Source organism: Streptomyces phyllanthi (assembly GCF_009377205.1).
In the GTDB taxonomy this organism is placed as follows: domain Bacteria; phylum Actinomycetota; class Actinomycetes; order Streptomycetales; family Streptomycetaceae; genus Streptomyces; species Streptomyces phyllanthi.
This window is the reverse complement of the sequence record NZ_VJZE01000079.1, coordinates 1-21708: the sequence shown is the minus strand read 5'-3', so window position 1 is coordinate 21708 and position 21708 is coordinate 1. Positions and strand designations below refer to the sequence as shown.

General features: G+C 70.7%; 24 protein-coding genes. 2 read left to right on the top strand and 22 right to left on the bottom strand.

The features are described from left to right. Nucleotides 1-62 precede the first annotated feature (62 nt). The 3 genes from pyrH to rpsB form a co-directional block, all read right to left on the bottom strand. Nucleotides 63-821 carry a UMP kinase gene (gene pyrH / locus FNH04_RS14415; RefSeq protein WP_152784138.1) on the bottom strand — a complete coding sequence of 253 codons (759 nt, stop codon included), beginning with the start codon at nucleotides 819-821 and terminating at the stop codon, nucleotides 63-65. A 199-nt stretch (nucleotides 822-1020) separates the two neighbouring features. Continuing rightward, nucleotides 1021-1857, bottom strand: coding sequence for a translation elongation factor Ts (tsf, locus tag FNH04_RS14410; RefSeq protein WP_152784136.1), 837 nt, complete (start codon nucleotides 1855-1857; stop codon nucleotides 1021-1023). Nucleotides 1858-2010: 153 nt separating this feature from the next. Then, a complete protein-coding gene (gene rpsB / locus FNH04_RS14405) occupies nucleotides 2011-2910 on the bottom strand; it encodes a 30S ribosomal protein S2 (RefSeq protein ID WP_152784134.1) in 900 nt (299 codons plus the stop codon). Nucleotides 2911-3233: 323 nt separating this feature from the next. Here rpsB and FNH04_RS14400 point away from each other — a divergent pair, with 323 nt between their 5' ends. Further along, on the top strand, nucleotides 3234-3872 hold the full coding sequence (locus FNH04_RS14400) for a M23 family metallopeptidase (RefSeq protein ID WP_152784132.1): 639 nt from the start codon (nucleotides 3234-3236) through the stop codon (nucleotides 3870-3872). 88 nt (nucleotides 3873-3960) lie between these two features. On the opposite strand, the gene FNH04_RS14395 is transcribed toward FNH04_RS14400, so the two are convergent. The 17 genes from FNH04_RS14395 to FNH04_RS14315 all read right to left on the bottom strand — a co-directional run bounded on the left by FNH04_RS14395 (nucleotide 3961) and on the right by FNH04_RS14315 (nucleotide 17122). Next, nucleotides 3961-4518 (bottom strand): TetR/AcrR family transcriptional regulator, encoded by a 558-nt coding sequence (locus FNH04_RS14395; RefSeq protein ID WP_322723056.1) that lies wholly within the window; start codon nucleotides 4516-4518, stop codon nucleotides 3961-3963. 94 nt (nucleotides 4519-4612) lie between these two features. Then, on the bottom strand, nucleotides 4613-5449 hold the full coding sequence (whiG, locus tag FNH04_RS14390) for an RNA polymerase sigma factor WhiG (RefSeq protein ID WP_152784130.1): 837 nt from the start codon (nucleotides 5447-5449) through the stop codon (nucleotides 4613-4615). A gap of 271 nt (nucleotides 5450-5720) precedes the next feature. Continuing rightward, entirely contained in the window at nucleotides 5721-6881 is a 1161-nt protein-coding gene (gene dprA / locus FNH04_RS14385; RefSeq protein WP_322723052.1) for a DNA-processing protein DprA, read from the bottom strand. A gap of 31 nt (nucleotides 6882-6912) precedes the next feature. Further along, entirely contained in the window at nucleotides 6913-8535 is a 1623-nt protein-coding gene (locus tag FNH04_RS14380) for a YifB family Mg chelatase-like AAA ATPase (protein ID WP_152784128.1), read from the bottom strand. Beyond that, nucleotides 8535-8936 (bottom strand): YraN family protein, encoded by a 402-nt coding sequence (locus tag FNH04_RS14375; protein WP_322723051.1) that lies wholly within the window; start codon nucleotides 8934-8936, stop codon nucleotides 8535-8537. The genes FNH04_RS14380 and FNH04_RS14375 overlap by 1 nt, the downstream gene beginning before the upstream one ends. Before the next feature lie 99 nt (nucleotides 8937-9035). Continuing rightward, a complete protein-coding gene (locus FNH04_RS14370; RefSeq protein ID WP_003993268.1) occupies nucleotides 9036-9344 on the bottom strand; it encodes a DUF2469 domain-containing protein in 309 nt (102 codons plus the stop codon). 55 nt (nucleotides 9345-9399) lie between these two features. Further along, the gene (locus FNH04_RS14365) at nucleotides 9400-9936 is read right to left on the bottom strand and encodes an NUDIX hydrolase (RefSeq protein WP_322723050.1); all 537 of its coding nucleotides are present in this window, start codon (nucleotides 9934-9936) and stop codon (nucleotides 9400-9402) included. Then, nucleotides 9926-10672 (bottom strand): signal peptidase I, encoded by a 747-nt coding sequence (gene lepB / locus FNH04_RS14360; RefSeq protein WP_152784124.1) that lies wholly within the window; start codon nucleotides 10670-10672, stop codon nucleotides 9926-9928. The genes FNH04_RS14365 and lepB (FNH04_RS14360) overlap by 11 nt, the downstream gene beginning before the upstream one ends. Before the next feature lie 87 nt (nucleotides 10673-10759). Beyond that, nucleotides 10760-11680 (bottom strand): signal peptidase I, encoded by a 921-nt coding sequence (gene lepB / locus FNH04_RS14355; protein ID WP_152784122.1) that lies wholly within the window; start codon nucleotides 11678-11680, stop codon nucleotides 10760-10762. Beyond that, a complete protein-coding gene (gene lepB / locus FNH04_RS14350; RefSeq protein WP_152784119.1) occupies nucleotides 11619-12743 on the bottom strand; it encodes a signal peptidase I in 1125 nt (374 codons plus the stop codon). Before lepB (FNH04_RS14350) ends, lepB (FNH04_RS14355) begins: the two co-directional genes overlap by 62 nt. Beyond that, nucleotides 12736-13515 (bottom strand): signal peptidase I, encoded by a 780-nt coding sequence (gene lepB / locus FNH04_RS14345; protein WP_152784117.1) that lies wholly within the window; start codon nucleotides 13513-13515, stop codon nucleotides 12736-12738. Before lepB (FNH04_RS14345) ends, lepB (FNH04_RS14350) begins: the two co-directional genes overlap by 8 nt. Before the next feature lie 48 nt (nucleotides 13516-13563). Then, on the bottom strand, nucleotides 13564-13914 hold the full coding sequence (gene rplS / locus FNH04_RS14340) for a 50S ribosomal protein L19 (RefSeq protein ID WP_152784115.1): 351 nt from the start codon (nucleotides 13912-13914) through the stop codon (nucleotides 13564-13566). Nucleotides 13915-14048: 134 nt separating this feature from the next. Continuing rightward, complete coding sequence (gene trmD / locus FNH04_RS14335) at nucleotides 14049-14882, bottom strand: tRNA (guanosine(37)-N1)-methyltransferase TrmD (RefSeq protein WP_152784113.1); 834 nt, start codon at nucleotides 14880-14882, stop codon at nucleotides 14049-14051. Then, nucleotides 14882-15436 (bottom strand): ribosome maturation factor RimM, encoded by a 555-nt coding sequence (gene rimM, locus FNH04_RS14330; RefSeq protein ID WP_322723049.1) that lies wholly within the window; start codon nucleotides 15434-15436, stop codon nucleotides 14882-14884. Before rimM ends, trmD begins: the two co-directional genes overlap by 1 nt. Nucleotides 15437-15520: 84 nt before the next feature. Continuing rightward, nucleotides 15521-15760: an RNA-binding protein gene (locus tag FNH04_RS14325; protein WP_014176063.1), complete on the bottom strand. Its 240-nt coding sequence runs from the start codon at nucleotides 15758-15760 to the stop codon at nucleotides 15521-15523. 2 nt (nucleotides 15761-15762) lie between these two features. Beyond that, nucleotides 15763-16182: a 30S ribosomal protein S16 gene (rpsP, locus tag FNH04_RS14320; RefSeq protein ID WP_322723048.1), complete on the bottom strand. Its 420-nt coding sequence runs from the start codon at nucleotides 16180-16182 to the stop codon at nucleotides 15763-15765. Between the two features lie 337 nt (nucleotides 16183-16519). Then, nucleotides 16520-17122 (bottom strand): hypothetical protein, encoded by a 603-nt coding sequence (locus tag FNH04_RS14315; RefSeq protein WP_322723047.1) that lies wholly within the window; start codon nucleotides 17120-17122, stop codon nucleotides 16520-16522. A 655-nt stretch (nucleotides 17123-17777) separates the two neighbouring features. Between FNH04_RS14315 and FNH04_RS14305 the strand changes: the two genes are divergently transcribed. Then, on the top strand, nucleotides 17778-18638 hold the full coding sequence (locus tag FNH04_RS14305; protein ID WP_152784107.1) for an MDR/zinc-dependent alcohol dehydrogenase-like family protein: 861 nt from the start codon (nucleotides 17778-17780) through the stop codon (nucleotides 18636-18638). A 54-nt stretch (nucleotides 18639-18692) separates the two neighbouring features. On the opposite strand, the gene ffh is transcribed toward FNH04_RS14305, so the two are convergent. Beyond that, the gene (gene ffh, locus FNH04_RS14300; protein ID WP_322723046.1) at nucleotides 18693-20255 is read right to left on the bottom strand and encodes a signal recognition particle protein; all 1563 of its coding nucleotides are present in this window, start codon (nucleotides 20253-20255) and stop codon (nucleotides 18693-18695) included. A gap of 119 nt (nucleotides 20256-20374) precedes the next feature. Next, nucleotides 20375-21708, bottom strand: a 1334-nt coding sequence (locus FNH04_RS14295; protein ID WP_152784105.1) for an ACT domain-containing protein, incomplete at its 5' end; no start/stop codon positions are given.

The window sequence follows — 21708 nt, the reverse complement described above, 5'->3', positions numbered from 1 at the left end:
CCGACCGGTAGGTAATTGTCCATCCCCCGGTCAGGGTCCGTCCCCCGGCAGGGTGGCCCCGGTCAGGCCCGGCTGCCCTGATCACCCACGAGAGTGCCGATCTTCTCACCCTTGACGGCCCGCGCGATATTTCCCTCCGCCAGAAGCTCGAACACGAGGATGGGGAGCTTGTTGTCGCGGCAGAGGGTGATCGCGGTGGCGTCGGCGACCTTGAGGTCCCGGGTGATGACCTCGCCGTATCCGAGGGAGTCGAACTTGACCGCGTCCGGGTTGCTCTTGGGGTCGGAGTCGTAGACCCCGTCCACTCCGTTCTTGCCCATCAGCAGCGCCTCGGCGTCGATCTCCAGGGCGCGCTGGGCGGCGGTGGTGTCGGTGGAGAAGTACGGCATGCCCATACCGGCGCCGAAGATGACGACCCGGCCCTTCTCCAGGTGGCGCACGGCGCGCAGCGGGATGTACGGCTCGGCGACCTGCCCCATGGTGATGGCGGTCTGGACGCGGGAGTCGATGCCCTCCTTCTCCAGGAAGTCCTGGAGGGCGAGGCAGTTCATCACCGTGCCGAGCATGCCCATGTAGTCGGAGCGGGCCCGGTCCATGCCGCGCTGCTGGAGTTCGGCACCGCGGAAGAAGTTGCCACCGCCGATGACGACCGCGACCTGTGCGCCGTCGCGTACGACGGCCGCGATCTCACGGGCGATCTTGTGCACCACGTCAGGGTCCACGCCCAGGCCCCCACCGCCGGAGAAGGCCTCTCCGGACAGCTTCAGCAGAAACCGGCCGTGTACTTTGCCGTCGTCGCTCTTCTGGGCCTTGGTGGTCATGGAGATCCCGCCTCTTTTACGTGGTGCACATACGAAGAAGGCCATTGCCGGTGGGGGTGTTTCGCATCCCGTACGCGGCAATGGCCTCCTCGTCAGATCTGCTGTCGTCCGTCACGCGCGTGCACGGTGCGGTGTACGCGACCGGCACGAACGACTGCTGTCGACCCTAGCGGGGTCGCGCGTCGATCGCGGTACGGACTCAGATGCCGACCTTGATGCGCGTGAAGCGCTTCAGGGTGACACCGGCCTCGTCCAGGATCTTCTGGACGGACTTCTTGTTGTCCAGGGCGTAGGGCTGGCCCAGCAGCGTGGCGTCCTTGAAGAAGCCGTTGAGGCGACCCTCGACGATCTTCGGCAGGGCGGCCTCGGGCTTGCCCTCGGCGCGGGTGGTCTCCTCGGCGACGCGGCGCTCGGACTCGACGACCTCGGCCGGCACGTCCTCCTTGGAGAGGTACTTCGGCGCGAAGGCGGCGATGTGCTGCGCGATGCCCTTGGCGACCTCGGCGTTCGGCTTGTCGAACTCGACCAGGACACCGATCTGCGGCGGCAGGTCGGGCATGGTGCGGTGCATGTACGCCGTCACGAAGCCGTCGGAGAACTGCGCGAAGCGGTCCAGGACGATCTTCTCGCCCAGGTTGGCGTTGGCCTCGTCGACGAACGCCTGGACCGTCTTGCCGGCCTCGATCTCGGAGGCGAGCAGGGCCTCGAGGTCGGCCGGGGAGGTCTTGGCGACGTGCTCGGCGATGGCGGCGGCGACGCCCTGGAACTTCTCGCCCTTGGCGACGAAGTCCGTCTCGCACTTCAGCTCGACCAGCACACCGGAGCTGTTGTCGTCGGCGATGACGGGGACCACGGCGCCGTTCTCGGCGGAGCGGCCCTCGCGCTTGGCGACGCCCTTCTGGCCCTTGATGCGCAGCGCCTCGACGGCCTTCTCGACGTTGCCCTCGGCCTCGTCCAGCGCCTTCTTGCAGTCCATCATGCCGGCGCCGGTGAGCTCACGGAGCTTCTTGACGTCGGCGGCGGTGTAGTTCGCCATGAGTCTGTGAATCTTTCTCGAAGTCTGGAGGATCGAAGATCTACGGGGTCTGCGATCCACATGGAGTCGTGGATCCCTGACACTCCGCTGACCTACGGGTGAACGGCGGGAGCGGACTTCATGTCACCGCTCCCGCCGTCAGCGCCCTGAGGGTCAGGCCTGCTCGGCCTCGGCGGCCGGAGCGGCCTCGGCGGCCGGGGCAGCCTCGGCGGCAGGAGCTTCGGCGGCAGGAGCCTCGGCCGGCTTCTCGGCCTCGGCGGCAGGAGCCTCGTCGGCCTTCTTCTCGCCCTCGAGGAGGTCGCGCTCCCACTCGGCGAGCGGCTCGCCCGCGGCCTTCTCGCCCTTGGCCTCGGCGGCGACACCGGAGCGGGCGATGAGGCCCTCGGCGACGGCGTCGGCGATCACGCGGGTGAGCAGGGTGACGGAGCGGATCGCGTCGTCGTTGCCCGGGATCTTGTAGTCGACCTCGTCGGGGTCGCAGTTGGTGTCCAGGATGGCGACGACCGGGATGTTGAGCTTCCGGGCCTCACCGACCGCGATGTGCTCCTTCTTGGTGTCCACGATCCAGACGGCGCTGGGCACCTTCTGCATCTCGCGGATACCACCGAGGGTCTTCTCCAGCTTGGCCTTCTCGCGGGAGAGGACCAGCAGCTCCTTCTTGGTCAGACCGGAGGACGCCACGTCCTCGAAGTCGATCTGCTCGAGCTCCTTGAGGCGCTGCAGACGCTTGTAGACGGTCGAGAAGTTGGTGAGCATGCCGCCCAGCCAGCGCTGGTTGACGTAGGGCATGCCGACGCGGGTGGCCTGCTCGGCGATGGCCTCCTGCGCCTGCTTCTTCGTGCCGACGAACATGACCGTGCCGCCGTGGGCGACGGTCTCCTTGACGAACTCGTAGGCGCGGTCGATGTACGACAGCGACTGGAGCAGGTCGATGATGTAGATGCCGTTGCGCTCGGTGAAGATGAAGCGCTTCATCTTCGGGTTCCAGCGGCGGGTCTGGTGACCGAAGTGGACGCCGCTCTCCAGCAGCTCCCGCATCGTGACGACGGCCATGGCCGTTCTCCTTGTGTTTCTCGGTTGTGCCGCGCGTGCCGGACGGCACCCGCGCCTGACGCCCGCGATGCGCCGTGCCGCGAAGGACCGAGGGGCGCTGATACGGGCCGCTGGGCGGTCTCGTACCGGGGCGTGCGAAGTCGACCCGGTGGCCCGGGTCGCCACCAGAAGTGTACGGGACTTGGGAGGCCCCGGGTGACGCCGATATCCCCAACCGGCCGGTAGTCCACAGATCCCGGCCATGATCGACCGGGCTCGGGCACGGTTCTCCCATGCGAGCGAAACGATCTGTGCGGACGCGGCCGATGGTGTGGAGACAGCCGATGGTGTGGACATGGCCGACGGTGTGGACATGGCCGGTGTTACTGGCGGTGCTGTTGCTGACCTGCGTGGCAGCGACCGCACCCGGAGCGGGCGCGGAGGAGATGACGGGGGCGCCCGGTCCTGCGGCCGGCCCCGTCGGGCCGCCGGGCCCCGTCACGTCCGTGCCCGCCCTCGGGCGGAACTGGCCCGTGGGCCGGCGTCCCTCGGTCGTCCGCGGCTGGGAACCGCCCGCCACGGCGTACGGCCCGGGCCACCGTGGTGTGGACCTGGCGGCACCGGCCGGCAGCCCGGTACGGGCCGTCGCGCCGGGCCGCGTGTCCTTCGCGGGCCGGGTCGCGGGCCGTGGAGTCGTCTCGTTGGAGCTCACGGGCACGGACGGCCCACCGCTGCGGACGACCTACGAGCCGGTCCGTGCGTCGGTGAGGAAGGGCGACGAGGTGGCGGCGGGCGATGTCCTGGGCACCGTGGAGCCCGGAGAACGCACCGCTTCCCACTGCCCGTCGTCCTGTCTGCACTGGGGTCTGATCAGCGGCGAGGTGTACCTGGACCCGCTCTCCCTGCTGCCCGCCCGGCTCCTGCGCAGAGGCCCGTCGCGGCTGCTACCGGTGGACGGGGAGCCCGAACCGCGATCCGCGTAGGCCAGTTCCCCGAGGCCCGTGGCCCCGGCTTCAGCTCCATGGGCCCAGCAGCCTCGAACGCAGCCCCGTGGCCCGACAAGCGCCGGGCTCAGCCCCGGAGCCCTCGCAACGCCATCGCCACCGCCGCCTCGGTGATCGCCCCGGGGTCCTCCGCCGCGCCCAGCTCGATCCGCCGCACGGCCGCGTCGACCACTCCCTGGAGCAGCATCGCGGCCAGCCGGGGCTGTGCGTGTCCCATGGCTTCCAGCGCCTCGACGATCATCGCGACGAGCCCTCCGTGCGCTGCGCGGATCTTCTCCCGCGCGCCGGCGTCGAGCTCACTCGCCGAGATGGCGACCACGGCCCGGTGCCGCCGGTCCCCGACCAGCGACAGCTGCTGCCGGACATAGGCCTCGACCTTGTCCTCGGGGCCCTCCGCGGCGGCCATCGCCGCCTCGACCTCCGCCGCCCAGACGGGGAAGTCGACCGCGCAGAGCTCCTCGACCACGGCTGCCCGCGACCGGAAGTACTCGTACACGGACGACCGCGCGAGTCCCGTGCGCTCGGCGAGCGCGGGGAACGTCAGCGCGTCCGTCCCGCCCTCGGACAGCAAGGAGCGAGCCGCGTCCAGCAGGGCGGCACGCTGCATCGACCGGTGCTCGGCCACGGAGGCCGCTCGAATCCTTGGCACGTCAACCACTGTACGGACGGATCACGGGCCGCGGGAGCCGCTTCATCGGACCGGATGGTGTCCGGCCAGGTCAGCGGCCGAAACTCGCCAGCTTCGCCCGCAGCTGGAGCACGGACTTGGTGTGGATCTGGCTGACCCGGCTCTCGGTCACCCCGAGCACGTTGCCGATCTCCGCGAGTGTCAGGCCCTCGTAGTAGTACAGCGTGACGACGGTCTTCTCCCGCTCGGGCAGGGTGTTGATCGCCCGTGCCAGGAACCGCCTGAGCTCGCGGTCCTCGGCGACCTCCACGGGGTTGTCGGCGGCGGTGTCCTCCAGCGTGTCCATGAGGCTCAGGCGGTCGCCGCCCTCGCCCCCGACATGCAGCAGTTCCTCCAGGGCCACCACGTTGGCCAGCGACAGCTGACTGAAGACGGAGTGGAGCTCCTCCACCGCGATGCCCATCTCCGCGGCCACCTCGCCCTCGGACGGCGTACGCCGCAGCCGCGCCTCCAGGGTGGCGTAGGCACGCTCGACGTTGCGTGCCTTCTGCCGCACGGACCGGGGGATCCAGTCCAGCGCCCGCAGCTCGTCGATCATCGCGCCCCGGATGCGCGTGATCGCGTACGTCTCGAACTTGATCTCCCGGTCGATGTCGAACTTCTCGATCGCGTCGATGAGGCCGAAGACCCCGGACGACACGAAGTCCGCCTGTTCGACGTTGGCCGGCAGGCCGACGCTCACCCGGCCCGCGACGTACTTGACCAGCGGCGAGTAGTGCAGGATCAGCTGCTCGCGCAGCCGCTCGTCACCCGTCGCCTTGTACGACCGCCACAGCTCGTCGAGCGTCGAGGGGGCGGGCGGACGCACGTCGACACGGGCGGCTGGGGGAACTGCCGCCCGATCGGACCCGGAGGTGTGCTGGGGCATTCGTCGCCTTGTGCCGTTCTGCCGTGAACTGGTGCTGCCTGGGTGAGCTGCCGGAGTCGTGTCGGGTTGCCGTCTGCGTGGGGATCCTCGTGAGCGTAGCGTGACTGGAGCGTCGCAGCGCGCGAAGGGCGGTGGAACGCTCGTACGCGGATACGTTCCACAGGGCACCCCTCGTGCTCGCGCTCATCGCGCTGAGTAACTCCTGGAGACGTCAACTCCGGGAACTGCCAGGGCAGTCGGAGCATTCGCCCGGACGGCCGAACACGCTCGGTCAGCATCGGCGCCGATCCGATGAGACGGAGATCATGGCCTGGCGTGTCAACTTCCAGCGCTCGCCGTGTCGTTCGACGTAACCAAGTGATCGGAGTTCGTACAGTCTGCCGACTGTGTCGTCCTCGGTCGTGCCGGCGCCGCGGGCGATCTCGGTGGCCGTCGCAGGCCGGCGGGCGGGGAGCGCGTCGAGGACGCGCCGGGCACCCGGTTCCAGCAGGTCCCGCGGCAGCACGGGCCCGCATCGGTCCGGTGCCAGGTCCCCCATGTCACCGACCAGCTCGACGATCTCTGCGGCGTCGGTGACCAGCACGGCGTCCCCGCGCAGCAGTTCGTGCACACCCGCCGAGAGGCCACTGGTCGCGGGTCCGGGCACTCCCATCGTGAACCGTCCGAGCCGCTGTGCGGCCCGGGCCGTGACGAGGGCACCGCTGCGGTAGGCGGCCTCGACGACGACGGTCCCCCGGGTGAGCGCGGCGATGACGCGGTTGCGCTGAATGAATCTGCTGGGCGTCGGATGGTCGCCCGGTGGCAGCTCCCCCACCACGAGCCCCTGGTCCGCGATCCTGCCGATCAGCTCGGTGTGTCCGCTGGGGTAGGGCCGGTCCACTCCGCAGGCCAGTACGGCGACGGTCGCGCCGCCGGCCCCGAGAGCCCCCCGGTGGGCGGCCCCGTCGACGCCGTACGCCCCGCCGGACACGACGACCCAGCCGCGCTCGGCGAGCCCGGCCCCCAGGACGGCCGCCATATGGGCCCCGTACTCCGTACAGGCCCGGGCGCCCACCAGGGCCACCGACCGCAGCGCCCACATCCGCAGACTGACCCGCCCCCGCACCCACAGCCCGGTGGGCCGGGCGTCCCCCAGATCGTCCAGCTGCCCGGGCCACTCGACGTCTCCGGGGCACACGAACCGGGCTCCGGCGTCCCGTGCCCGCGCCAGGTCCAGCTCCGGATCGGCACGCTCGGCGCGGGCGCGCAGCCCCGCCCACCGCTTGTCCGAGGCCCCCGGCAGGGGCCGCCCGCCCTCGGTGAGCCGCCGCGCCGTCTCCCGGGGGCCGATCTCGCGGAGCCACCGCCCGCCGCGCTCGTCCCCCGGCTCGAGGACCCGGGCCAGGAAGACCCGGTCGAGCCGCTCGGCGTCCGGCAGAGCGCCCGCGCTCACGACTCCTCCTCCCGCGATCGCCGGGCCCTGGTCATGACAGCGCTCCGATCGCCACGGGCACTCCGCGGGGCACCCCGGTCCGCAGCTGCAGCGCGAGGTTCACGTCCATGGCATCGGGACGGTCGCGGCCCACGAGGTCGGCGACGGTCCAGGCGACCCGCAGCACACGGTCGAGCCCGCGCGCCGTCAGCACACCCCGCTCCAGGCTTCGCTCGGCTTCGTCCATCGCTCCCGGCGTGGCATGCCACCGGCTGCGCAGCTCCCGTCCGGGAACCTCGCTGTTGGTGCGCCACGGAGTACCGGTCAGACGTGCGGCCGCCCGCTCCCGGGCCGCGCGCACCCGGTCGGCGACCACCGCCGTGGACTCGCCCCGGGCCCAGCGGTCCGTCAGCTCCGCGCGCGTGACGCGGTCGACCTCCACCCTCAGGTCCACACGGTCCAGCAGAGGCCCGGAGAGGCGGGCCTGATACCGGCGGATGGAGGCGGGCGGGCACTCGCACAGGTCGTCCGTCCGTGAGAAGCGACCGCACGGACACGGATTGGCCGCGAGCACCATCAGGAACTTCGCCGGGAACCGCACGACGCCCGCACTGCGAGCGATCACGACGTGGCCCGCCTCCAGCGGCTGGCGCAGGGCGTCGAGGGCCTGGCTGCTGAACTCGGGTGTCTCGTCCAGGAAGAGCACCCCGCGATGCGCGAGCGACACCGCGCCGGGCCTGGCCACGCCCTGACCGCCACCTACGAGTGCCTGCATGGTGGCCGAGTGGTGAGGGGCGCAGTAGGGCGGGCCGTCGACCAGTGGCTTGCCCGCGGGCAGCAGGCCGGCGACCGAGTGGACGGCCGTGACCTCCAGCGACTCCTCCCTGCTCAGCGTCGGCAGGATCGCGGGCAGCCGCTCGGCGAGCATCGTCTTCCCCGCGCCCGGGGGCCCCTCCAGGAAGAGATGGTGCCCGCCGGCCGCGGCGACCTCGACCGCGGTCCGCGCCGCGAGCTGGCCGACGACGTCGGCGAGGTCATGCCCGTAGTCGTGCTGGGCGGCGCCCATGCTGTGCATGCCCGTGGCCGCACCCACCCCCGGCATCCGCAGCCCGGCCATCAGCGGGTCCGGCCGCCCCTCGTCCGGCTCCTCCTCGGGTACGGGCTCGTCCGTGAGTACGGCGATCAGCTGACGCAGGCTGCGGACCCCGAGCACCGACACGCCCGGCACCAGCGCCGCCTCCGCCGCCGCGCACTCCGGGACCACCACCTGCTCATAGCCCGCCTCGGCGGCGGCCAGCACCGCGGGCAGGATGCCCCGCACGGGCCGGACCCGGCCGTCGAGCCCGAGCTCCCCGACCATCACGATGTCCGCGAGCACCCTCGGGTCGATCCGCTCGGAGGCGCCCAGAACCGCACAGGCGACCGCGAGATCGAAGCCGCTGCCGGCCTTCGGGACCGAGGCGGGGCTCAGCCCCACGGTCAGCTTCTTCTGGGGCCACTCGGCGCCGGAGTTGACCACGGCCGCCCTGACCCGGTCCCGGCTCTCCGTCAGGGACTTGTCGGGCAGTCCCACCAGCGTGAACGCCGCGACACCCGGTTCGAGGTCCGCCTGCACCTCGACGACCACGCCCTCGACACCGACCAGGGCCACCGAACACGTACGGGCGAATCCCATCAGGCCACCCCCCGCACGTGCTCGACGACGGCGGCTCCGCGCTCGGGCAGGACGACGCCCACCAGGTCGATGCGCACGCCTCCCGGCGGTGCGCCGCCATGCGCGTGGAGCCAGTGCTCTGCGAGCTCCCGCAGCCGCTGGGCCTTCACCGGTGTGACGGCGGCCATCGGATGCTCGAAACAGGCACCGCTGCGGGTCTTCACCTCGCAGACGACGAGGACGTCGCCGTCCCGGGCCACGATGTCGATCTCACCCGTCCTGCCGGAACGCCAGTTGCGCTCCAGGACGGTCATCCCGGCCTCGGTGAGCCGCCGCGCGGCCAGCTCTTCTCCGTACCTGCCGATCGCGCCGCGTACGTCGCGTGTGTTCATGTCGGCACCACCTCCGGCGCCAACAGTCACGCATCCGCCTCCACTCAGTGGATCTTGGTGGACAACTCGGCGGCTGTGGACAACTCCGTCACCCGCCCGGGTGGCGCGAGCGTCGGTGCGTTCCGGGCCTCACCCGCTCGGGAGCTCCAGGTCGCTCTTGTTCAGCTCCTCGATGTTCACGTCCTTGAACGTCAGGACACGCACCTGCTTGACGAAACGAGCCGGCCGGTACATGTCCCACACCCAGGCATCCGCCATCGAGACCTCGAAGAACACCTCACCCTGGACCGAGTGCACCTGCATCTCGTAGTCGTTGGTCAGATAGAAGCGGCGCTCCGTCTCGATCACGTATTTGAACAGACCGACGACATCGCGGTACTCCCGGTAGAGCTTCAGCTCCATCTCGGTCTCGTACTTCTCGAGGTCCTCGGCGCTCATGGCATGTTCCCCTTCAGCCGTGCGTCCCCCCATTGTGCGCCAGCCCCGTGAGCCCCTAGACGATTTCCGTGTCGAGGACCTCGGGCCTGGCCGGGGGACCTTCGTCGAGCAGTCTGCACAACAGCTCGGCGAATCTGGTCGGATACACCGTCTCATGTGCTTCGGTCAGTTCCTGACACGACCACCAGCGCGCTCCAGCGACGCTGCGGCGTTCCAGTTCGGTCAGCCCGGCCGCCTCGATCGCGGTCTGACGCGTCCGGGCCAGGTAGTACCACTCGTCCTGTTCCCACCGGCGCCCCGCGAACGGAAAGGAGCACCTGCGCCGCCACAGCACCGGGCCGAGCTCGACGTCGGTGATGCCGGTCTCCTCCACGAGTTCCCGCAGTGCGGCCTCCTCGCGCGTCTCGTCGCCCTCCAGGCCGCCGCCGGGCGTGAACCACCAGTCGTCCGACGGATCGTCCGGCTCGTGCCCGTGCAGCAGCAGGACGCGCTCCTGCGGGTCGAGCAGCACGACTCTGGCCACCTTGCGCGGGCCGCCCTCGCCGTCCTCCTGGCCGGCGGCTCCGCCCTCGTACGGCGGCTCAGTGGGCACCGGCCGGCTCCGGTGTCGTCGTGCGGCCGCGCCTGCCCATGCGCCCCGCGATCGGCCCGTACGCCCCGCCACCGAGGACGAGCACGGCGCCCACCGCGATCGCGGTCGTGATCAGCCGCAGCGGCCCCGGCGTGGAGAGCGAGCCGAGCGTCTCGAAGCCCGTGGGGCGGGCCAGCATGCCGTCCATGGGCCACACCACGGCGTCGACCCGCGCGTCCACCGAGGTACGCGGCACCGTACCGCTGCCGGCCTCCGTGAGGTGGGCCGTGGAGTCCAGGGAACCGCTGCGCTCGTCGCCGAGGAGGAACAGCCGCCCCTTGGGCACCGTGACCTCCGGAATCCCCATCGCCTCGGCGTCCTGGCCCTCGGGGAGATACCCCTCGTCGATCTTCTTGCCGTTGACGGTCAGCTTGCCCTCCGTGCAGCAGGCGACCTTGTCACCGCCGACCGCGACGACCCGCTTGACCATGGGCATGTCGCCCCAGCTCTTCTGCCGGAACACGACGACGTCCCCGCGCCTGACCTGGCCGCCGTCGATCCGCTGGGCGAGGACCCGGTCCCCGGCCGTGATGGTGGGCGCCATCGAGTCGGTGGGCACGGTGTACGGCTGGTAGAGGACGGCACCCCAGGCGAAGCCGCCGAGGAAAAGCACACAGCCGAGGGCCATGGCCAGTCCCGACAGCGTGCTGCCGAGCCGGCCACGGCCCTCGTCCGTACGACGTGTCGTCCCGCTCATCCCAGTGCTCCCCTGCTCGGAGAATCGGTCTCGCGGCCGCGGCACGATGCCCGCGACCACGGAGGACCGGCGATCTGGGACGGCACCCTACCCGGCGGTACCGCCGCCAGAAACCCTGGGGTTTCCGCCGGTAAGGAGACGGCGGCGGCGCCACAGGACCAGCGGAACGGCGCCCGCGAGGCCGAGCGCGCCGGGCGCCGCGGCACTCAGACCCTGGTCGAAGGTGTCGGGAACCGGCAGCGTGTCCCAGCGAGTGGGCGGCCAGGCGACCACGATGGCCCGGCCCACCACGTTGTCCACGGGGACGAAGCCCTTGTTCTTGTCGTTCTGGTGGTAGCGGGAGTCCAGCGAGTTCTGCCGGTGGTCACCCATGACCCAGATTTTGCCCTCGGGTACCTTCAGCTTGAACTGGCCGCCCTGGTCGTCGACCGTGCACGGCGTGTTCCCGGGATAGACGTACGGCTCGTTCAGCGCCTTGCCGTTGACCTTCAACGGGCCGGTGTTGTCGCACTCGATGGTGTCGCCCGCGACGCCGACGACGCGCTTGATGAGGTCCTTCTCGTCGGCGGAGGGCATCAGGCCGATCCAGCCGAGCACGCGCTGCACGGGGTTGGGGTCGGGGGTCGGCTCGCCCGCGAGCCAGTTGTCGGGGTCGCCGAAGACGACGACCTCGCCGCGCTCGGGCTCCGAGCCGAACCACGGGGTGAGCTTGTCGACCAGGACCCGGTCACCCTGCTGGAGGGTGTTCTGCATCGAGTCGGAGGGGATCGAGAACGCCTGCACCAGGAACGTCTTGATCAGCAGCGCCAGGATCAGGGCGATGCCGATGAGAAGCGGGAGCTCCTTCCAGAAGGAGCGCTGCTTCCTCTTGGGCTTGCGGCCCTCCTCGTCGTCCGAGGTCTGCGCGCCCTCCGTGGTGCCCTCCGCGTCCGCGGCCTCCGGGGAGTCACTCCCATTGCCGCCGGAGCCGTCCGGACTCCCGGCGCCCGCGGCCCGCCCAAGGATCATCGTGTCCTCCGCGGCCGGGGAAGCCGCCTCGTCGGGCCGCTCCGGTTCCTCGGGACCACCGTGCCCGGACCGTGCGCCGACTGCCACATCCCCCACATCCACTCCTCACGCCGTACCGCCGCCCGCGCCGTATCCAGTGCAGGCCCACCACTCCCATAACGAGCGGGAGTTCCGCAGGGCTCGGGAGCGGGATCAATCCGTTCTGATCCGCGGTAACCAGCCTATGCGACGCTCCGAGGGCGGTGGTCGACCCGCCCGGCACGGAGGCGTACGTGTCCGGTTCCTCCAGCTGGCTCCAGTTGCCTATGGGCCAGGCGATGACCACGGCGCGGCCCACGACGGATTCCTCGGAGACCGTGCCGCTGTACTGCTCGGTGCGGTGGTAGCGCGAGTCGGCGGAGTTGGCGCGGTGGTCGCCCATGACCCAGAGCCGGCCCTGCGGCACGGTCACGGAGAACTTGATGGACGACGGCGCGTTGCCCGGGTGGACGTACTGCTCGTTCAGCGGCATGCCGTTCACGGTGACGCGCCCCTGGGTGTCGCAGCACTTGACCGTGTCGCCGCCGACCGCGACGACCCGCTTGATCAGGTCCCGTTCGTTGTCGGACGGCAGCAGGCCTATGAACTGCAGGCCCTCCTTGATCTGCTTGATCACCACGGGGTCGTCCTGCTGCACCGTCGTCTGCTCGTCCTCCAGCCAGCCGCCGGGGTCCTTGAACACGACGACGTCTCCGCGCTGCGGCTTGGAGCCGAACCACGGGGTGAGCTTGTCGACGAGGACGCGGTCACCGATCTGGATCGTGTTCTCCATCGAGCCCGACGGGATCACGAACGCCTGGACCAGGAACGTCTTCAGGACCAGGGCGATGACCACGGCGACGCCCACGAGGAGCGGAATCTCCTTGAGCGCCGAGCGGCGCCTGCGGCGCTTGATCTTGCGGGCGAGCTTGCGCCGCTCGACACGGCTGGGCCGGGCCGCTCCGCCGGCCCGTCGGGCACCGGTGGGCAGCAGGTTCTGGGCGGGGCTGGTGACGACCCCGCGTGGTTTGCCGCGGTTACCCATGGCCACCGTCCGCGCTGGAGGCGGCGGGCACGTGCGCGTAGGCGCCGGGGCGGTCCAGGTCCTTCCAGTGGCCGGCCGGCCAGACGATCCAGTTGGCTCTGCCGATCACTCTGTCGACGGGGACCATGCCGCCGCCCGGTGACCCGAGGTGGTCACGGGAGTCACTGGAGTCGCTGCGGTGGTCGCCGAGGACGAAGAGGGTCCCGTCGGGCACGACCACATCGAAGGGCACGTCCGACGGGCTGTCACCCGGGTGCAGAAACGCCGACTCGTCGACCGACCGGCCGTTCACCTCAAGCCTCCCCTCCCTGTCGCAGCAGACCACTCGGTCTCCCCCCACGCCGACAACGCGCTTGATGTAGTCGGCGTTCCCGAAGTAGCCGGTGCCGTCGAACACGACGACGTCACCCCGTCGCGGCTCGGAACCGAAACGGTACGCCAACTTATTTACGAGAACGCGGTCCCCGATCCTCAATCCGCTCTCCATGGAGCTGCTGGGAATCTGGAACGGCTGGACCACGAAGGTGCTGAGCAACAACAGAAAAAGCAGACAGATCAGCGCGGTCAGGGTGATCCGCCCACCCGGAACCCGGTCGGCGACCCGGTCGGCGACCCGCTCGGCCAACGTGAAACGCGACCGCCCCTCCGGCTCCACCGTGTCCGGGATCTCCTCGGACCCGTCCGGCGTCGGGCCGGAGTCGTCCGAGTTCATCTCGGCATCGGAAGGGCGGGAGGAGCGGTCGCGCTCCTCGTGCTGTGCTTCGGTGTCCATCGGGGCCGAATGCTATCCGGCCCCGCTGTGTGACACCTGAGCGCGCGCTCAGTTCTCGCGCTTCTCCTTGATCTTCGCCGCCTTGCCGCGCAGCTCGCGCAGGTAGTACAGCTTGGCGCGGCGGACGTCACCGCGGGTGACGAGCTCGATCTTCTCGACGATCGGGGTGTGCACCGGGAAGGTGCGCTCGACGCCGACGGAGAACGAGACCTTGCGGACCGTGAAGGTCTCGCGGACACCGGCGCCCTGACGGCGGATCACAACGCCCTTGAACTGCTGCACACGGGAGCGGTTGCCCTCGATGACGCGGACGTGGACGTTGACGGTGTCGCCCGGGCGGAAGGCCGGGACGTCGCTGCGCAGCGACGCGGCGTCGACGGTGTCGAGCAGGTGAGACATTTCGTCTGCTTTCTTCGCCAATGCCACAGGTCATCGGCGGGAAGTGGGTTGTTCGGAGGTTTGCTGTCCGTGTCGGGGCGGGCGTCGTGTCCCCCTGTGGCAGGGGCGCGCGCCGGACGACGCACAACAGCGGTCTATTCTCCCACGCCTGCGGTCCTGCGCCAAAATCGGCCGTGGGGCTCGCCTTCGGGGTCCGGCGACCAGCCCAGGATGGAGAGCATCTCGCGGTCCTTCTTGTCGAACGCCTTGGGGTCGCAGCGCTCTATGAGATCGGGCCGGTTGACCGTCGTACGCCGGAGCGCCTCGTCGCGGCGCCAGCGCGCGATCTTTCCGTGGTGGCCGCTGAGCAGCACGTCGGGGATGTCCCGGCCGCGCCACTGGGGCGGCTTCGTGTAGACCGGGCCCTCCAGGAGGTTCGCCATGGCTCCGGGGGCGAAGGAGTCGTCCCGGTGCGACTCGGCGTTGCCCAGGACTCCGGGCAGCAGCCGGGCCACGGCCTCCGTGACGACGAGGACGGCCGCCTCACCGCCGGCGAGGACGTAGTCGCCGATGGACACCTCGTACACGGGCATCCGGGTCGCGTACTCGTCGATGACCCGGCGGTCGATGCCCTCGTAGCGGGCGGGCGTGAAGATCAGCCAGGGGCGCTCGGAGAGTTCGACGGCGAGCGTCTGGGTGAAGGGGCGGCCGCTCGGCGTGGGGACGATGAGGGCCGGTCCGCGGGAGCCCGTCTCGTAGCCGTCGGCCAGCACGGAGTCCAGCGCGTCTCCCCAGGGCCCGGTCTTCATGACCATGCCGGGGCCGCCGCCGTACGGGGTGTCGTCGACCGTGTTGTGGCGGTCGTACGTCCAGGCGCGCAGATCGTGCACGTGCACGTTCAGCTGCCCACGCGCGCGTGCCTTGCCGACGAGCGAGACGTTCAGGGGTTCGAGGTACTCGGGGAAGATCGTGACGACGTCGAGCCGCATCACGCCTCGTCCCCGGACGCGTCCCGCGTGGAGGCGACCTCGGCTCGCTCGTCGATCAGTCCGGGCGGCGGGTCGATGACCGCGCGCTGCTCCTCCAGGTCGATCTCGGTGACGATCTCCTCGACGAACGGGATCATCACCTCCGTCCCGTCGGGGCGTTCCACGATGAACAGGTCCTGCGACGGCAGATGCGAGATCTCGGTGATCCGCCCGACCTCCACACCGTCCTTGGTGACGACGTCCAGGTCGATCAGCTGGTGGTCGTAGTACTCGTCCTCGCCCTCGGGCAGTTCCTCGGGGTCGATCTCCGCGATCAGCAGGATGTTGCGCAGCGCCTCGGCCCCGTTGCGGTCACGCACACCCTCGAAGCGCAGCAGCAGCCGCCCGCTGTGCACACGACCGGTCTCGATGGTCAGCGGTCCGGCGGAGGCCGGGTCGGTGGCCAGGACTGCGCCCGGCGCGAGCCGCAGCTCCGGCTCGTCGGTACGTACCTCGACGGTGACCTCGCCCTTGATGCCGTGGGCGCGGCCGACGCGAGCGACTACCAGCTGCACTGTTTCTCGTTCTCCTGTCGGTACGACTACGGGCCGGGGACGGCCCAGTAGGCCCTCCCCGGCCCGAGCCGGTGCTGCGTTGCGTCAGCGGACTTGGTCCACGTCGACGAGGTCGACGCGGACGCCGCGGCCGCCGATGGCGCCCACGACGGTGCGCAGGGCGCGCGCGGTGCGGCCGTTGCGACCGATCACCTTGCCGAGGTCGTCGGGGTGGACCCGGACCTCGAGCACACGCCCGCGGCGCAGGTTGCGCGAGGCGACCTGCACATCGTCAGGGTTGTCCACGATGCCCTTCACGAGGTGCTCGAGAGCCTCCTCGAGCATGCTCAGGCCTCGGTCGACTCGGACTCAGCCGAAGCCTCGTCCTTCTTCTCGGCCTTCTTCTTCTGGGTGATCGCCTCACCCTTGCCCTCGTCGTCGCCGCTGAGGGACTCGAACGACGGACGCGAGGACTTCGCCTCGGCGACGAGCAGCGGCGCCGGGGCGGGCTCGCCCTTGAACTTCTGCCAGTCGCCGGTCTTCTTGAGGATCGCGAGCACGGGCTCGGTCGGCTGCGCGCCGACACCCAGCCAGTACGCGACACGATCGGCGTCGACCTCGATCACCGACGGGTGGTACGTCGGGTGGTACTTGCCGATCTCCTCGATGGCCCGGCCGTCACGGCGGGTGCGGGAGTCGGCGACGACGATGCGGTAGTGAGGCGAACGGATCTTGCCCAGACGCTTCAGCTTGATCTTGACTGCCACGGGAGTGGGTTCTCCTGGTTTGACGTGGTTGGGCACAACGGGATGCCGCGTGGGGTTGCGGTACCCGAGTGCCCGATGGACGCGTCAGCCGGAGGAGAGAGGGGTCCTGTGCGGCTGTCGAGTACAGCTAGTCATTGTGCCACACCCCGGGGGGCCCTCTGCCGCGAGGGTGCGCCGGGGCATGGCTGAGCGGCACCCGGCGCGGGGCCCCTCAATGGGGGCGCCCGCGCTCACTGGTGCCGCTGCGCCCGATGGGTGCGGTCACGACGATCAGCTCCGGGACACGAGCCGTGTACGGCTTCCACGAGTAGCCGTCCGCTCGGTCGGTCCCGACGGGTCAGCTCGCCGCCGCGCCCACCACTTCCGGAATGCGGAACGGCTTTCCGCACCCACCGCACACGATCGGCGCCTGGGCCAGGACCGACGGGACGACCCGGACGTTGCGCCCGCAGTCGCACACCGCCTTCACCCGGACACCGCCCCCGGAGGAGCCGTGGCGGGCGGCCGGGCCGCGGAAGGAGCGGGCCGTGTCGGCCGCGGTCGCCGCGGAGTGTGCCTTGAGCGCGCGCTGGAGCCGCTCGATCGTCGGGCGGTAGCGCCGCTTCGCCTCGGGGTTGAGCGTGACCAGCGAGAAGCCGCTGCTGGGGTGCGGTTCCTCGGGGTGGTCCAGGCCCAGCTCCTCGGCGATCGCGAGGAATCTGCGGTTGTGGTATCGGCCGGCGCGCGAGGTGTCGCGGACTCCGCGCGCGGCGGCGATGCCGTGGACTGCCTCATGGAGCAGTCGCTCGAAGGAGAGCTCGTGTCCGCAGGCGGACGACGACTCTCCGATCAGGGACTCGGGAGCGGCAAGATCCGGCAGCTCGGGGTGGTGCCGCTGAATGTCGGCCCACGCCTGCGCCAGCTCTGCGGCGAGGACGGGTGGTGTCTGTGTCGTGCTCACGTAATGACAACGAGCCTGCGTCCCGCTGTGTTCCTATTCCGGGGCATCTCAAATAATTTGCACGTACCCGTCAGTTGCCCCTGATGCGACCTGACGAGGGCGGGTGCGCTGTTCTACGGAGAAGCCTCACACCTCGTACCAAGGCGGTACGTAGCCACACGTACGCACACCCGTCTCGCCGGCGCGTACAAGGTGTCCGCGCGCCGGGGCACCTGGGGCCACCGGGCGCACAAGAGACCTTTCGGCCGCGATCGCACCGGAAGGGGCTGCTCTGGTAAGCGCGCCCCACGACGGCGACGTTACCCGGTGCGTCGTCGGCGTCGGGCACCGACCCGTCCTCGGCGACCAGACACCGTACGTCGACACATCGCTGAATTCGGTCGTGCGCAGGAACAGGCGGGGCCGGAGCTCCCCCCGCACCACGTTCGCCCGCCGGTTGATCAGCACGGCAGATCGCGGGCGCGGGGGCACGTTGCCGGGATGTGAATTCTTCTGTCCCCGCGCAGGTGGCGCGCAAGCCGGTGCCCGCGGCCACTGGACGAGGCGTCGGGTGGGGAGTTTCCTGTCATACGGGGGATGTACGGGGGAGTGTCGGCGCACTGCACGGGGGCCAAGGATCGGGCAGCAACTCTCGGCGGATTGGGGCGCTTTCGATATGACATCTACGCTCGTGCGGCAGTACCTGCCTCGCGCGGGGGCAGTGCCCCGCGTGGACCAGGACACACGCGCGCGTGACTGGGCCGAGATCCAGGAGCGGATGCTGGTCCCGCTCTACGAGGCCGTCTACGAGCGACTCGAAGTGGGTTCCGGTACGCGGTTACTGGGGCTTGGCTGTGGTTCCGGGCTCGCGCTGCTGATGGCGGCCTCACGGGGCGCCACGGTCACCGGCGTCGACCCGGGCTCACCGGAGCGGGTGCGTCTGGCGCGGGAACGGCTGCTCCCGGAGGCGCGGGGCACGCGCGCGTGTGCGGCCACGCGGGTCATCGACGGCGACCCCGGGGACGCGGCACGCGCGCCCGGCGAGGCCGCGTACAACCTCGTGACCGCGTTCGAGCCGATCGGCTGCATGGCCGGTGACTCCGAGGGCCTGGCCGAGCTGCTCGCCGAGACGACGCCGCTCGTCGCGCACGGCACGCCCGTGGTGCTGGTCGGCTGGGGTCCCCCGGAACGCTGCACGACCTCGTCGGTGCTCCGTGTGGCCACCAGGCTGGCGGACCCGGTACGTACCGCGGCGAGCTGGCGCCCCGCCCTGCGGGACGACCTGGAGGAGGTCGCCCAGCGGGCCGGTCTGCGGCCCGACGGCTCCGGGCGGGTGGCGTGCCCCTTCGGATACGCCGACATCGACAGCGCCGTACGGGGCCTGCTGTCCACCGGGCTGTTCGACGCGGCCATCATCGCCACGGACCGGGACCAGGTCGAGAAGGAGCTGGCCGAGGTCCTGCACACGCACCGGCGCCGGGACGGCACGGTCTGGATGCCCAACGTCTTCCGCTACCTCGTCGCCCGCACGCCCTGAGATCCCTGCCGCGAGCCGGGCCCGCGGCAGGGAGGGCGTCGTACCGGACGGGCCTCAGCCCATGAACTTCTTGAACTCGTCGGGAAGTTCGAAGTCCTGACCGCTCTGCTGGCCCGGCAGGCCGAAGGCGCCGCCCGGCGCACCACCCTGGGCCGCGGCGGCGCGGCGGGCGGCCTCCTCCTGCTCCTGCTGCTTGCGCTTCATGGGGTTGCCGGAGCGCTGCTTGCCCTTGGCCTTCTTCGGCTGCTTCTTCGTCCGGCCGGGGCCGCCGCCCATGCCCGGCATCCCGGGCATCCCCGGCATACCGCCGCCCTGAGCCATGCGCGACATCATCTTGCGGGCCTCGAAGAACCGCTCGACGAGGTTCTTCACCGCGCTGACCTCGACACCGGAGCCCTTGGCGATACGGGCGCGCCGCGAGCCGTTGATGATGTTCGGGTCCTGGCGCTCGCCCGGGGTCATCGACTTGATGATCGCGGCCGTGCGGTCGACGTCCCGCTCGTCGAGGTTGTTGATCTGGTCCTTGATCTGGCCCATACCCGGGAGCATGCCGAGGAGCTTCGAGATGGAGCCCATCTTCCTGACCTGCTCCATCTGGGCCAGGAAGTCGTCGAGGGTGAAGTCCTGGCCCTTCTTGGAGGCCAGCTTCTCGGCCATCTGCTGGGCTTCGGCCTGGGAGAAGGTCTTCTCCGCCTGCTCGATCAGGGTGAGCAGGTCACCCATGTCGAGGATGCGGGAGGCCATCCGCTCCGGGTGGAACTGGTCGAAGTCGTCGAGCTTCTCGCCGTTCGACGCGAACATGATCGGCTTGCCGGTGACCGACGTGATCGAGAGGGCGGCACCACCGCGGGCGTCACCGTCGAGCTTGGAGAGGACCACGCCGTCGAAGCCGACGCCGTCGCGGAACGCCTCCGCCGTGTTGACCGCGTCCTGACCGATCATCGCGTCGACGACGAAGAGGATCTCGTCGGGGCTGACCGCGTCCCGGATGTCCGCGGCCTGCTGCATCATCTCCTGGTCGATGCCGAGGCGGCCCGCGGTGTCGACGATCACGATGTCGTGGACCTTCGACTTCGCGTGGTCGATGGAGTCCTTGGCCACCTTGATCGGGTCGCCCACGCCGTTGCCGGGCTCCGGCGCGTAGACGGCCACGCCCGCGCGCTCGGCGACCACGCTGAGCTGGTTGACCGCGTTCGGACGCTGGAGGTCGGCGGCGACCAGCAGCGGGGAGTGGCCCTGCTCCTTGAGCCACTTGGCGAGCTTGCCCGCGAGGGTCGTCTTACCGGCACCCTGCAGACCCGCCAGCATGATCACGGTCGGCGGCTGCTTGGCGAAGCGCAGGCGCCGGGTCTCGCCACCGAGGATCTGGACGAGCTCCTCGTTGACGATCTTGAGAACCTGCTGGGCGGGGTTGAGCGCCCGGGAGACCTCGGCGCCGAGCGCACGCTCCTTGACGTTCTTGATGAACGAGCGGACGACGGGCAGCGCGACGTCGGCTTCGAGGAGGGCGATGCGGATCTCGCGCGCCGTGGCGTCGATGTCCGCTTCGCTCAAGCGCCCCTTGCCGCGCAAGTTCTTGAAGGTCGCTGAGAGGCGATCGGAGAGAGTATCGAACACGGCGGCGTCGGTCCTCGGAGTCGGGGGCAGTGTGGGTTGCCCTCCAGGGTATCGGGCCGGGTGCGGTAGGGGCTCCACCCGTTCTCGTACGGAACCGGGGGCGCCCTTGCAGAAGGGCCCTAGCCCCTCAGCGCCTCCTCCAGAGACCGCGCCACCGTGGCTGCCTCCTCCCCCGGCAGCGGCGCCCCCTTCGCACCGGTCACGTAGAAGGCGTCCACCGCGTTCGCGCCCAAGGTGCTGACGTGGGCGCTGCGCACCCGTACCTCCGCGTCCTCCAGTGCCCGTCCGATGCGGAACAGCAACCCGGGCGCATCCTGGGCCCGTACCTCGATCACCGTGGCGTGGCGGGAGGCGGCCGGGGCGACCGTCACCCGGGGCGGGGGTGCGACGACACCCCGGCGCCTGGGGTAGGCCGCGTCGCGCTCGGCGAGGCGGGAGGCGATGTCCAGCGAACCGTCCAGCGCCCGGACCAGGTCGGCGCGCAGCCGGGCCGCCTGGGGCAGGGAGCCGTACTCCGCGGCCACCCGCCAGTTCAGCAGCAGCACCGAGCCCTCGACGGCGTCGGGCAGCTCCAGGGCCCGCAGCTCCGCCGTGCGGACGGACAGGCGGTGCACGGCCAGGACACCGGCCACGGCGGGCAGGAGGCCCGGCCGGTCCGGTACCGCGATGAGCAGTTCCACACCGAGGGGCTCGGGCTCGCCGGAGGACTTCTCCTCGTTCTCGCCCGGCGGCTCGGTCTGGGCGCGCAGGGCCAGGACCGGGCTTCCGGTGCGGAACGCCTCGATGGCGAGTCGTTCCTGCTCGGCCGTGGGCGCCTCGGCGTCGGCCTCGAACTCGTCGGGGGCGTCGCCGGAGAGCACGGCCGCGACCCGCTTGACCAGGTCGGCGACGAGGGAGGCGCGCCAGGAGGACCAGGCGGCGGGCCCGGTGGCCAGCGCGTCGGCCTCGGTCAGGGCGTGCAGCAGCTCCAGGGTGCCCTGCGAGCCGACCGCCTCGGCGACCGAGCGGACCGTCGCGGGGTCCTCCAGGTCGCGCCGGGTGGCCGTCTCCACGAGCAGCAGGTGGTGGCGTACGAGCGTGGCGAGCACGGCCACGTCGTCGCGGTCGAAGCCGATGCGCGCGGCCACGTCCTTGGCGATGATCTCGCCCGCCACGGAGTGGTCGCCCGGCCAGCCCTTGCCGATGTCATGCAGCAGCGCGGCGACCAGCAGCAGGTCGGGGCGGTGGACCCGGCGCGTGAACTCGGAGGCGCGTACGGCCGTCTCGATCAGATGCCGGTCCACGGTCCACAGGTGCACGGCGTTGCGCTGCGGACGGCAGCGCACCCGCTCCCAGTCGGGCAGCAGCTGGGTGATCAGGCCCTCCGCCTCCAGCGCCTCCCAGACATCGACGGTCGGCCGGCCGGAGCCGAGCAGCGTGACGAGCTGCTCGCGGGCCTCGGCGGGCCAGGGGG

Coding starts and splice junctions, on each gene's coding strand:
- FNH04_RS14305 (WP_152784107.1), top strand. CDS start 17,778: ATGACATCTACGCTCGTGCGGCAGTACCTGCCTCGCGCGGGGGCAGTG.
- trmD (WP_152784113.1), bottom strand. CDS start 14,882: ATGCGGCTCGACGTCGTCACGATCTTCCCCGAGTACCTCGAACCCCTG.
- rpsB (WP_152784134.1), bottom strand. CDS start 2,910: ATGGCCGTCGTCACGATGCGGGAGCTGCTGGAGAGCGGCGTCCACTTC.
- pyrH (WP_152784138.1), bottom strand. CDS start 821: ATGACCACCAAGGCCCAGAAGAGCGACGACGGCAAAGTACACGGCCGG.
- lepB (WP_152784124.1), bottom strand. CDS start 10,672: ATGAGCGGGACGACACGTCGTACGGACGAGGGCCGTGGCCGGCTCGGC.
- tsf (WP_152784136.1), bottom strand. CDS start 1,857: ATGGCGAACTACACCGCCGCCGACGTCAAGAAGCTCCGTGAGCTCACC.
- lepB (WP_152784119.1), bottom strand. CDS start 12,743: ATGGGTAACCGCGGCAAACCACGCGGGGTCGTCACCAGCCCCGCCCAG.
- rplS (WP_152784115.1), bottom strand. CDS start 13,914: ATGTCTCACCTGCTCGACACCGTCGACGCCGCGTCGCTGCGCAGCGAC.
- lepB (WP_152784117.1), bottom strand. CDS start 13,515: ATGGACACCGAAGCACAGCACGAGGAGCGCGACCGCTCCTCCCGCCCT.
- FNH04_RS14325 (WP_014176063.1), bottom strand. CDS start 15,760: ATGCTCGAGGAGGCTCTCGAGCACCTCGTGAAGGGCATCGTGGACAAC.
- FNH04_RS14400 (WP_152784132.1), top strand. CDS start 3,234: ATGGTGTGGACATGGCCGACGGTGTGGACATGGCCGGTGTTACTGGCG.
- FNH04_RS14370 (WP_003993268.1), bottom strand. CDS start 9,344: ATGAGCGCCGAGGACCTCGAGAAGTACGAGACCGAGATGGAGCTGAAG.
- whiG (WP_152784130.1), bottom strand. CDS start 5,449: ATGCCCCAGCACACCTCCGGGTCCGATCGGGCGGCAGTTCCCCCAGCC.
- lepB (WP_152784122.1), bottom strand. CDS start 11,680: ATGATCCTTGGGCGGGCCGCGGGCGCCGGGAGTCCGGACGGCTCCGGC.
- FNH04_RS14380 (WP_152784128.1), bottom strand. CDS start 8,535: ATGGGATTCGCCCGTACGTGTTCGGTGGCCCTGGTCGGTGTCGAGGGC.